Here is a 10,851-nt window from a genome sequence, read left to right as displayed (position 1 = left end):
GCTTCGGCCCGGGCCCAGTCCCGGAGCCGCTCCCAGGCCGCGCCCTCCCGCATTCGGAAGTCGTAGGGCCTGGGGCTGCGGCGGGCGCCCTCGCCGTAGAAGAGGGCTGCGTGTTCCCACCTCTCCGAAAGTTCCGCCGCCCGGCCCAGCGCCCACCAGCGGTCGGGATCGGATGTGGGAAGATGAGTGGCCAGTTCTTCCCACACCGCTACCGCCGCTTCTTTCTGCTCCAACCGGAGGTAGAGGGCCTCCAGTTTCCAGGTCGCTGCGGTAGTGGGATGCAGCGAGAAGGCCCGGGTGTACCACTGCAGCGCGTCCTCCCACTGCTCAGCCTTCTGGCTCCGGTCGCCCAGGAAGAGAAAGTAGGACGCCACCCCTTCGGCGATAGCCGGATCGGGCTGCAGGCCATTTCCTCCGGCGGCCAGGTAGAGGGCCCAGGCGGCGGGGTCCCTCGGGTTCAGGGAAAGGGCGCGCTCCCAATCCCGGAGGGCCCCGTCGCAGCGGCCGGCCAGCCAGGCCGCGCGGCCTCGCAGGAGCCAGGCCCGTTCGTCCTGAGGGTTCAGGCACAGGGCCCGCTCTATCCAGGCCCCGGCGGCTGGAGCGACGCCAGCCCCGCACGCCGGAAATCCTCCCTCCCCGGCGGCTTGCCAGCGGGGGCGCAGGAGGAGCCCAGCCCCGTTATGGAGCGCGAGAGCGGCCAGGGTCGGGCCGTGGAGGACCAACAGCATCGCGGTCAGCGCGGCGAGGGTCAGTTTTCTAACCACGGATGACACGGATTTCACGGATATGATGGGAACCACGGATTGCACGGATTTCACGGATTAAAAATATTTGGAATCCGAGAAATCCGAGGTTACATAACAACACCCGACGCCGATGTTCCAGCGAGGGGATGCCGAAATTCAGAAGCAGTCCCACCCGCAAGCCGGTGGCCTTCAGGTAGTTCAGCAACTGGGCCTCGTCTACTTCTGTCAGACCTTTGGTGGCCTTCAGTTCAGCCACGACTTTTCCGTCCACCACAAAATCGGCGATGTATTCGCCCACCGCCTCGCCCTTGTAAGTGACCGTCAGCCGCTTCTGGCGTTCGTAAGGGATGCCGCGCAGGTCCAGTTCGCGCGCCGGGGCTGTTTCGTAGACTGCTTCCAGAAACCCGTGCCCCAGAATCCGGTGCACTTCCACGCAGCGCCGATAATGGCCCCGGTCAAATCCCCATACAACAGTTCCGGCATAACGGTATCTCTTCTGACCACGGATTTCACGGATAAGAAAGAATCCGTGGTTTCAATCCTTTTATTTACCCATCCCAATGCTCCGCCCACCCGTTATCCCTCTTTCGAGGGCACAGGCTTTTTTCTTTTCCAGCCTTGCTTAAACCAGCAAGGTAATACAAAATCTGCCGCTTCTCAATGCGGGGAACCAGCAACAACGCTAAGGCCTATCTTTTTACTTTCAGGAGCTCGGTCTTCTGCAGAGGCTTTAGAAGACAAGGGCAAACAAGAAAAAATACGGTCTCACGTTTATAACCCCAGGTAACAGAACAGGATCAGAAGCTCGATATTCAGCTGTTAAGCTTTTAATATATTTTAGACCACTTTTCCTAATCGCGCAAGTTCACGTGGTTCTTCCACCAAGAGTTCGTTACTACGGTGCTGGCTTTTAGCTTTATCAGCATCGCTCAGTGGGGCAAATCCCAGGTTTTATCCGAGTAAATTCTGAAACTCAGCCCGGTTCCTTGCTTTAACCCCAATTTCTCCGTATAATTGCCTTGCTGACTCCAGAAAAGGAGGAAAAATATGTATACTTTCCCTCCTGGTTTCCTTTGGGGGACTGCTACGAGCGCTCACCAGGTGGAAGGGTATAACGATAATAACGATTGGTGGGAATGGGAAAAGGTCCCGGGGCACATAAAGGATGGCTCAACTTCAGGGGCAGCCTGCGATTGGTGGCACAGAGCTGAAGAGGATTTGGCCATCGCCGCCCAGATGGGCCAGAACGCCCACCGTCTCTCGGTGGAATGGAGCCGTATAGAACCCCAGGAAGGGGTGTGGAATGAGAAAGCCCTGACACGCTACCGCCAGATTCTGGAGTTCATGCACCAGAATGGCCTCAAGCCCATGGTGACCCTGCACCATTTCACTAACCCTCGTTGGCTGGCAGCTAAAGGGGGATGGGAGAACCGCCAAATAATTCCCCTCTTTGAGCGGTTCGTAACTAAAGTGGTGGATGCTCTCGGGGATTTATGTGATCTCTGGTGCACCATTAACGAGCCCAATGTTTACGCTTACGAAGGTTATATGATCGCCTATTGGCCACCCCAGAAGAAGGATTTCGCTTTGGCCCTAAAAGTTATGAGGAACATGGCCGAAGCCCACGCCGCCGCCTACCACGCTATCCACCGCCTCCAGCCACAAGCAATGGTCGGCCTGGCATATAACATGCGTGTATTTGACCCCGCTCAGCCTTCATTCCCCCTGGATAGGGCGATGGCAAGGTTGCTGGATTTGCTCTTCAACAGGCTTTTCCTCAAAGCCGTAACCGAAGGCAAGCTTGCTTTCCCCTTGGGAAGGGGGGAGACGGTGGACAAAATGGTCAATACCATTGATTTCTCCGGGATAAATTATTACGTCCGGGACCTGGTAGCTTTTGACATCCGCAGGCCAGGAGAATTTTTCGTCAGACGTTTCCCTTCACCAGGAGGGGATAAGGGCCCCGAAGATTGGGGGGAATATTACCCCGATGGCCTTTACCGCTTCGTCATGGAGCTTGCCATGCTCAAAAAGCCCATCTACGTGACCGAAAACGGCTGTCCTGATAGCACCGATGAAGTTCGCCCCCGCTTTCTCCTCCGCCATCTCCTGGCTCTATGGAGGGCTATCCAGGACGGCGCCCCGGTAAAGGGCTATTTCTTCTGGACCCTGGTGGATAATTTTGAGTGGGCAGAGGGGTGGAGCAGACGCTTTGGCCTCATAGCCCTGAACGAAAAGACTCAGGAGAGGAAAATGAGGCCCAGCGGCGAACTTTACGCCCGCATCTGTAAAGCCAACGCTATAACTCAGGATATGCTGACAGAGTGGGGGATCTAATGGATTGGGGAGAAATCGTGGAGGAGAAAATCAAAGAAGCCATCGCCAGGGGCGAATTTGATAACCTTCCAGGAAAAGGCCAGCCCCTCGCTCTGGAAGATTACCCCTTCACCCCTCCTGAGTGGCGCCTCGCCTTTAAAATCTTAGCTAGTGCGGGATTTGTCCCGGATTGGATTGCCTTGGATAACGAGATCCGGGAAAGAATTGAAAACTGGCAAAAAGCAGCCAGTTCCCTGCGGGGAACCGATGAGGGGAAGCGGTGCTGGTTGAAGGAAGAGGTGGAGGAAATCAATAAGCTCATAGAGCTCTTTAACCTGAAAGTTCCGATAGTGTGGCTACAACGTCGCAAATTCTGCCCGAAAATCCCTTGAACTGCTGGGGGGAGAAATCAGGGGAGCCCCGGAATTTTCCTCACATCGCGCAATCCGTTTTGAGTTCATGGGAAAGAAACAGGGATAAGAAGAGCCAAGAGGGTGTTTTCTCTCATGTGGGAGCCGGGGCTAACCCTGCTGGTTGCCCTATGCTTTGGACGGGGAAAACCTTGTTTTTAAGGAGGCAAAAATGGAGGTAAAAGACGAGGCTGTAAAACACCTGCAGGAACTCATACGTATAAAAACAGTGAACCCTCCTGGCAATGAAACCCCTGCCGCCGAATATGTGGCCGAAACTCTAAGCCGAGAAGGAATTGAAGTTAGAGTGATAGAATCAGCCCCTGGACGGGGGAACGTCATTGCCCGCCTTAGGGGCCGCGGTGAAGCAGGACCACTGCTCCTTCTATCCCACCTGGACGTAGTCCCGGTGGAGGAAGCCCATTGGACACGCGATCCCTTCGGTGGGGAGATTGTGGATGGATATATCTGGGGAAGAGGAGCTGTGGATGTAAAGCAGTTAACGGTTATGGAGATGATGTGCCTAATCCAGCTCAAAAGGGAAGGTTTGAGCCTGAAAAGGGACATCATTATGGCAGCCACAGCCGACGAGGAAATGGGCGGGACTATGGGGGTCAAGTGGCTCCTGGAGAACCATCCAGAGCTTTTAAAGTGCGAATATGCCCTGAACGAAGGGGGAGGATATGGAATTGAATTCGCTGGCCGCCGCTACTATGTTTGCGATACTGCCGAAAAGAGCCCCTGCTGGATAAGGGTCAGGGCGAAAGGTAAGCCAGGCCATGCTTCCACTCCCAAGGATGATAATGCCGTTCTCAAACTGGCCGAAGCCCTGGTCCGATTGGGGAAAGCCCGCCTGCCCATGCACCGCACCGCAACCGTCGAACGATTTATCAAAACGCTGGCCCGGGACCAGGGATTCCCGATTTCCTGGTTTTTTCCCTTAATCTTGAACCCCTTTTTTGAACCTCTTATCCTCAGATGCCTGCCTGATAGGAAAAGGCTCGCTCCCGTGTTCAGAGCCCTCCTCCATAACACTGCCACTCCAACTGTTCTGAGAGCTGGCCAGAAGACCAATGTCATTCCATCCGAAGCTGAAGCAGAAATAGACTGCCGCGTTCTCCCGGGCCAAACCAAAGAAACCCTCCTGGCTGAAATTCGCCCTTACCTCGGGCCCGATGTGGAAATAGAGGTGCTCATGGAACCCGAACCCTTTGAGATCCATTATGAAACAGAACTTTTCCGCATCATCCAGGAAGTCATATCTGAAGAAGACCCCAGGGCCAAAGTCATCCCCTACATGCTCCCCGCCACCACCGACAGCCGTTTCCTGGCCAAGAGAGGGGTTAAAGTTTACGGTTTCTCCCCTATGAAGTATGACCCTGAGTGCAATTTCTTAGAACTGGCCCATGCCCACAATGAGCGAATTTCCATTGAAAGCCTGCTTTTTGGGGTTCGGGTCCTGTACAAAGTGGTAAGAAAGTTCTGCGCTTAGAGGAGGGGTGATGGCTATCTACGTGGATTCCGCTGACCTGGGAGAAGTGCGAGAGGCCCTTTCTTCGGGCTTTGTTCGGGGGGTGACCACTAACCCTCTCCTGATCGCCCGCACGGGCCAGAAGCCGGAGGAAATCGTTTCCGCCATCTCCGAGCTCTGGCCTGAAGAGCTCCTTTATCAGCCTTTCTCCACCGGTCTTGATAAAGCCAGGGAAGAGCTGGAGAGAATGCGGGAGATTGCGGGAGCAATTCTGGTGCCCAAAATCCCCGCCACCTGGGAAGGGCTCAAGCTTCTTTTTGAACTGGCCAGGAAAGGGTGGCGCTGCGCCCTGACGGCTGTGTATAGTCCATCGCAAGCCTTCCTGGCCAGGGAAGCGGGAGCTACCTATGTTATCCCCTACGTCAACAGGGCAACCCGCCAGGGGATTGATGGCCTGGAGCTGGTCGCTCAAATTTCCCGGATACTTCAGGGCTCGGAGGTGCAAATAATAGCGGCAAGCTTAAAATCGGTGGAGGAGACTCTTGCGGTCCTAAACTGTGGTGCCCAGCACATAACCGTTCCCTGGTCCATCCTCAAAGCCATGGCTGAGCACCCCCTATCGCTGCAGGCGGTGGAAGAATTCGTTCAGGCGGGCAGGTCCCTGGAGGAAAGGGAATGAAGAGGTGCCTTATTTCTGTGCTCCTGATCTTTACAGCAAATGGGTGCCGCTTTTCCGACGGGAATTCCCTCCAGCTTGACCTGGGAGTCTTAGCTGGATGCGTTAGCCTTGTCTTAGCTCTGGCCTGGCTCATAGCCGGGATGGCCCTGATAGTATCCATTCTGGTTTTCCTTATCTTCCATTTCTTCCGGAGGAGATCATGAGCTACGCTCGTGAAACCATTGAAGCCCTGCGGAAATTCGTGGAGGAGGCGAGGGAAAATTTAAGCCGGAAGAATGAAGCCCGGGAGAAAGCCCTTGCTGACGCCAGAGAGCTTACCCGCCACAGCGCTATGGCCATAAGAGCCTGCCATCGCGGGGAATGGGATACAGCCTTTTACTTGCTGGAGAAAGCCAAAGAGATAGCTTCCCACTTAAAAGATCTGGCCGCCCTCTACCCCGACCTTTACTACAGCGGGTATGCTCAGGATGCTCTCAAGGAGTTTGTGGAGGCCTCAGTGGTGCGTAGCCTTCTCCTGAAAAAAGCCATCCCCAGCCCGGCGGATCTTGGAGTTGAGCCCGAAACTTACCTCCGGGGCTTCGGGGAAGCCATGGGCGAGCTCAGGCGCCATATCCTGGACCTGATCCGCAGGGATGAATTTGCCAGAGGGGAAGAGCTTCTGGATATCATGGACGAAGTCTATGCTTTGCTCATGACTCTTGATTTTCCCGATGCCCTCACAGGTGGGTTAAGGCACACGGGGGATATGGTCCGAGGGGTGACGGAAAAGACCAGGAGCGATTTCACAGCAGCTTATGAGAATTACCGTTTGCGGTTGAGCCTGGAAAAAGCCAGGTATGAGTGGCTCAAAGGGTCCGGTGATAAGGGTTAGCGAAATTGAAGAATACGTTTTTTGCCCCCGAGCCTGGTGGCTCAGGCGGGTTATGGGAATAGAGCCTGAGTCCCGGGAGAAGCTTGAGGAGGGAGAGGAGTTTCACCGCCTCCATCAGAAGCGGGTTTTTGCTCTGAACAGGTTGTGGGCTGTGGGGGTTGCTCTCCTTCTGGCAGGCCTTTGCCTTATTTTCCTGGCGGTTATCCAGTAGACTTCAAGGGGAAAAGGGCGAGGCGCGTGTAAACAGCTCCGCTCGGGCGAAGGTCGCTCTTCATAAGGCTTATGGCTTTAACCAGAACTTTACCTCCGCTTCCCACCTTCCCCGCTTTTATGTATTCTCCCAATCGTTTCCTTTCGGCGCTTGAAGCTCCCTTGCTCACCCTTCCCAGGGTCAGGTGGGGGGAAAAGGGCCTGTCCTCAGGCCTGAAACCAAGCTTCAAAAGGCTTCTTTCCACATCCTGTTGAAGAGCCAGAAGTGCTCCCGTCTTCTCCTCTACTCCCACCCATACCACGTTGGGGTGGGAGGAGGAGGGAAAGCAACCCAAACCGCCGTAATCAAAGTAAAAGGGGCGATGCCGGTGGCTCACTTCCTTCAAGACTTCCTCAACGGCTTTAACCTTGTTCGCGGGGATTTCCCCCAGAAATTTCAAGGTTAAGTGGATACCTTTGGGGTCAACCCAGCGCACAATTCCCTGAGGGAGCTCCGTCTTCAGGCGTTCCTGGACCCTTTTAAGCCATTCCAGGGCTTCTTCGTCCAGCTCAATGGCCACAAAAGTGCGTATCATCTCCATAATCTCACCTCACAAAGGCAATGAATCTCTTTCCTACTTGTTTTCTGGATACCGTCAGGGCAGAGCAAGCTCCCACCCGGACAGCAATCGAGGGTGTGGGCAGGAGCCCCATCCTGATGGATGTGCCCCCAGAAACCTTAAAAAGGGAGCGATCGGCCATCTTTTGCAACTTGCCCACGAGTGGGACCCAGAACCGTGGCGAACCCTGAGCCCCCGAGGGTGGGAAAACTGGAGGGTAGGGGGGACAAAGCCCCCATCCTTGGGAATCTGGGGGTGCCAACCAAAAACTTCTAAAGATGGGTACGAAGCAATCCCCCATAAGTGAAACCCTTAACCGTAGCTAACCCTGAGCCCACAAAGGTGGAGAAAGCTTTACCATCATCATATTAACCCAAACCTCAGTAGCTTTCACAAAGGCTGGCATTTAGGGCAGAAATGGGAGCTTCTTCCAGCTACTTTCATCCGTTCTATAGGGGTACCGCAATGGGGACAGGGCTTCCCCGTGCGCCTAAAAACGTTCAAGCTTAACTGATTTTCCCCCTTCCTTCCGAAGGCATCTCTGTAAGTGCTGAAAGTAGTCCCACGCCTTTCAATGCCACCCTTTAAGACCTCACGGATAGCCTGGTGAAGTTTCTCCACTTCTTCCCGGGAAAGGGAGAAAGCCGGTCGGCGAGGGTGTATCCCTGCTAAAAAGAGGGCTTCATCGGTGTAAATGTTACCAAGCCCAGCCAGGTTTCGCTGGTCCAGTAGGACAGCCTTCACCGAAGCTTTCTTGCCGGCAAGGATCTCCTGTAAGTTCTGAGGGGTAAAGCCTTCATCCAGGGGTTCAGGGCCCAGGAAACGGAGAAATTCCTCCGGTTCCGGATGCCAGTAAGCCCGCCCAAGGCCTCTGGGGTCGTAAAAAGAAAGAGAAACTCCCTCTTCAGTGTGGACCGTCAAAACGGCGGAGGCATCGGAGGCAGGAGCAAGGTAAAGCCTCCCGGTTAATCTGAGGTGAAAGAGGAGCCCGGAGCCATCCGATAGTTCCAAGACCACAAACTTTCCCCGTCTCTTCACCTGGTGGATGGTTTTCCCCTCCAGAGCTTCAGGTGAAAGGTCCACAACGAGTTTCGGTTTAAGGATTTCCACCTTTGCGATGCGCTGCCCCTCCAGGAAAGGCTTGAGGTCTTGCACGATGGTTTCCACTTCGGGCAGCTCGGGCATTTCTACTTCCTCCTTCTCAGGATCCAGGAGATAACGCCCCCTGCCAAAGCACTAACCCCCACTGCAATCTCCAGCGGGAGCCAGCGCAGGGGGAACCGAGGCTTTCGCTCCAGCAGAGGAGCTGGTATCGGCGTTGGGGTTGGAGTGGGGGTTTCCGCTGGTGGAGGAGACGGTTCGGGAGTCAGAAGCGGGCTCTTGAAAACGAGGGCTTCTATTTCCCTGGTTATGTTCACCTCTCTTTCCTCTGTTGCAGAGGGGATCATCGGCAAGCTCCTCACCGTATCCAGCTGAGGAGAAGGTTCCAGAGCAGGCGTGGGCGTCAGAGTCACCTCAGGGACCGTAGCGATCATCGGGACAGGGGTGGGGGCTTTTCCCAATGCAATGGTGAGAAGGTCAAATCCCAGAAGCAGAAAGAAAGCAGCGGCTGCCAGGGCAGTGAAAGCCCTCGCCACATAGAACCCAATAGGGACGGAAGTTCGCTCCAGGTCTGCAGCTCTCACGACAAAAAGTCGGGGTGCTGGAACCTGGGGAGCTTCTTTGATAAGGGAAATCGCCCAGCGGAGGCTCTCCCATTCCGCCCGACACTCGTCGCAAACCTGCAGGTGCTCCTCTATAGCTTTTCTTTCCCCTGGGGAAAGGGATTCATCCCCATATAGGGGAAGAAGAGCTTTGATCCTCCTGTGCTTCCAGTTGAACATCCTGCTCACCTCTAAGGCTTAAGACGATAGCGCAAAGGCAAAAGTTCCTGGTGGGCCAGCAAATAATCCCTTACTCTGGCCCGGGCCCTGCTCAGACGGGATTTCACAGTGCCCAAAGGTATGCCCAGGACCTCAGATATTTCCCAGTAATCAAAGCCCTCCAAATCCGAAAGGATGATTACCGCTTTCTGATCGAAAGGCAGTTGATCAATTGCCTCCTGAATAAGGCGAGCGAGCTCCTGCCTTTCAGCGTAGTTCTCAGGGTTATCCACATCGGATAAAAGGGCGGCTCTATCGGGTTCAATCCCTTGAGGATAAAGAGGGGTAGCTGGTCTCCTTTTAGAGGCCCTCAGAAGATCCCGGCAGGTATTGGTCACAATCCGGAGGAGCCATACCCTGAAAGACCCTCCCTTAAATTTAAAGAGCCCCTTGAAGGCTTTGATAAGGGCTTCCTGGACGGCATCGGAGGCATCGTGATGGTTTCCCAGGATGCGAAAGGCAGTGCTGTAAGCTACATTCTGGTAAGCGATCACTAGAGAATTGAAGGCCTCCAAATCGCCTCTGCGAGCCCTTTCTATAAGCTCCTTTTCCTCCTCAAGCATTCCAGAAATCCCATTAACAAAAAAAGGAGCTACCTTCCACCCTATAGCGATAGAGCAAAAGGCAGCCCCTTATCCCCCTTTATTCCCCGAAGAGAGCTTTAGCCGTCCTCTTCAGCATTTCCACGCCCCGGACTTCAGTTTCATAGAGGGGGATAATAGCTCTGACCATGCCGTTGAAAAGTTCCTCGATCAGTTTTAGGTAATGCTCCTGAGCCGCTATCCTGTTCAGGACGAACTCTGGCGGATTATCCCCAACTGCATTTCTATCAATCATCATGTTGACTATAACTCCGCCTATGGGGATGCCGAAGTCCTGGAACCAGTTTATGAACCGGCGAATAACGGCAATTGGAAGGGCCTCAGGCAGGGTTACGAAGAAGAAAGCAGTTTTTTCCGCGTTAGTGAGGAGGGCTTTGGCCCTGTTTATCCTGTCTCTGAAGTTGAGGAGGTATTCCATGAGGGGGTCTTTTTCCTCTCTTTTGGTGAAGGAAAGGAGCCTGCGCAGTGCCTGGGCTTCCCTACGGCTTTCCACCATCTTATCCACCCAGAGGGAATAAACGCTGGACATCCCCAGGAGCCGGCGGGCGTTGGCAGTGGGGGCGGTATCAAAGACGTAAACCTCGTATTCGTCCTTGAACATAAGGTCTACCATGTTTTCAAACATAGCCGACTCTTCAAAGGCCGGGTTCATGGTGGCCGACTCCACGAACTCATCAGCCCTGGTCTTTATATCAGCATATTTGAGGAACCACTCAATCTTCTCCCGAATTTCCTTTTTGGAACGCTCAATAGTGTCTTTGGTGTCAATTTCGTAGGCTATGAGGTTTGGAACTCCCTTTACTGGCGTTGGCTTTCCGAAAACATCCTGGTCCAGAAGGCTTGTGAGGCTATGGACAGGGTTAGTGGATGCTAAGAGGGTATATTTGCCCTGCTGAGCGAACCACAAAGCTGCCGCCCCCGCCAGCACTGTTTTACCCACACCTCCCTTGCCGCCGAAGAAAACATACTTGAGGTTTGGATGCTCCTGCATGAACTGAAGCATGTTCTTTTCTATTTTCAACATG

13 protein-coding genes and 1 pseudogene are annotated in these 10,851 nt (G+C 54.3%); 7 read left to right on the top strand and 7 right to left on the bottom strand.

Annotated features, from left to right (window positions below; genetic code table 11):
• On the bottom strand, positions 1-374 hold a 374-nt coding region (locus tag NZ653_04595), incomplete at its 3' end, for a hypothetical protein (protein ID MCS7286395.1).
• Between the two features lie 490 nt (positions 375-864).
• Positions 865-1,229 (bottom strand): annotated as a pseudogene (locus NZ653_04590) (GxxExxY protein).
• Between the two features lie 564 nt (positions 1,230-1,793).
• Here NZ653_04590 and NZ653_04585 point away from each other — a divergent pair.
• From NZ653_04585 to NZ653_04555, 7 genes are all read left to right on the top strand, one after another.
• Complete coding sequence (locus tag NZ653_04585) at positions 1,794-3,083, top strand: glycoside hydrolase family 1 protein (GenBank protein ID MCS7286394.1); 1,290 nt, start codon at positions 1,794-1,796, stop codon at positions 3,081-3,083.
• Positions 3,083-3,454 carry a DUF1992 domain-containing protein gene (locus tag NZ653_04580; protein ID MCS7286393.1) on the top strand — a complete coding sequence of 124 codons (372 nt, stop codon included), beginning with the start codon at positions 3,083-3,085 and terminating at the stop codon, positions 3,452-3,454. The genes NZ653_04585 and NZ653_04580 overlap by 1 nt, the downstream gene beginning before the upstream one ends.
• Before the next feature lie 190 nt (positions 3,455-3,644).
• Positions 3,645-4,964: a M20/M25/M40 family metallo-hydrolase gene (locus NZ653_04575; protein ID MCS7286392.1), complete on the top strand. Its 1,320-nt coding sequence runs from the start codon at positions 3,645-3,647 to the stop codon at positions 4,962-4,964.
• 10 nt (positions 4,965-4,974) lie between these two features.
• Positions 4,975-5,622 (top strand): transaldolase, encoded by a 648-nt coding sequence (locus NZ653_04570; protein MCS7286391.1) that lies wholly within the window; start codon positions 4,975-4,977, stop codon positions 5,620-5,622.
• Positions 5,619-5,825 (top strand): hypothetical protein, encoded by a 207-nt coding sequence (locus NZ653_04565; GenBank protein MCS7286390.1) that lies wholly within the window; start codon positions 5,619-5,621, stop codon positions 5,823-5,825. Before NZ653_04570 ends, NZ653_04565 begins: the two co-directional genes overlap by 4 nt.
• The gene (locus NZ653_04560) at positions 5,822-6,493 is read left to right on the top strand and encodes a haloacid dehalogenase (GenBank protein MCS7286389.1); all 672 of its coding nucleotides are present in this window, start codon (positions 5,822-5,824) and stop codon (positions 6,491-6,493) included. Before NZ653_04565 ends, NZ653_04560 begins: the two co-directional genes overlap by 4 nt.
• Positions 6,480-6,704, top strand: a complete 225-nt coding sequence (locus NZ653_04555) for a PD-(D/E)XK nuclease family protein (protein MCS7286388.1) — start codon at positions 6,480-6,482, stop codon at positions 6,702-6,704. Before NZ653_04560 ends, NZ653_04555 begins: the two co-directional genes overlap by 14 nt.
• Here the strand turns inward: NZ653_04555 and thpR are convergent.
• The 5 genes from thpR to NZ653_04530 form a co-directional block, all read right to left on the bottom strand.
• Positions 6,694-7,284, bottom strand: coding sequence for an RNA 2',3'-cyclic phosphodiesterase (gene thpR, locus NZ653_04550; protein MCS7286387.1), 591 nt, complete (start codon positions 7,282-7,284; stop codon positions 6,694-6,696). The genes NZ653_04555 and thpR overlap by 11 nt on opposite strands.
• 408 nt (positions 7,285-7,692) lie before the next feature.
• Positions 7,693-8,487: a bifunctional DNA-formamidopyrimidine glycosylase/DNA-(apurinic or apyrimidinic site) lyase gene (gene mutM / locus NZ653_04545; protein ID MCS7286386.1), complete on the bottom strand. Its 795-nt coding sequence runs from the start codon at positions 8,485-8,487 to the stop codon at positions 7,693-7,695.
• Positions 8,488-8,489: 2 nt separating this feature from the next.
• Positions 8,490-9,185, bottom strand: a complete 696-nt coding sequence (locus tag NZ653_04540; GenBank protein ID MCS7286385.1) for a zf-HC2 domain-containing protein — start codon at positions 9,183-9,185, stop codon at positions 8,490-8,492.
• Between the two features lie 11 nt (positions 9,186-9,196).
• Positions 9,197-9,787 carry a sigma-70 family RNA polymerase sigma factor gene (locus NZ653_04535; GenBank protein ID MCS7286384.1) on the bottom strand — a complete coding sequence of 197 codons (591 nt, stop codon included), beginning with the start codon at positions 9,785-9,787 and terminating at the stop codon, positions 9,197-9,199.
• 79 nt (positions 9,788-9,866) lie between these two features.
• On the bottom strand, positions 9,867-10,850 hold the full coding sequence (locus tag NZ653_04530) for an ArsA family ATPase (protein ID MCS7286383.1): 984 nt from the start codon (positions 10,848-10,850) through the stop codon (positions 9,867-9,869).
• Position 10,851 lies beyond the last annotated feature (1 nt).

Source organism: Anaerolineae bacterium (assembly GCA_025062375.1).
In the GTDB taxonomy this organism is placed as follows: domain Bacteria; phylum Chloroflexota; class Anaerolineae; order SpSt-600; family SpSt-600; genus SpSt-600.
The sequence above is the reverse complement of the archived record's forward strand: the minus strand, read 5'-3'. Positions and strand labels throughout refer to the sequence as shown.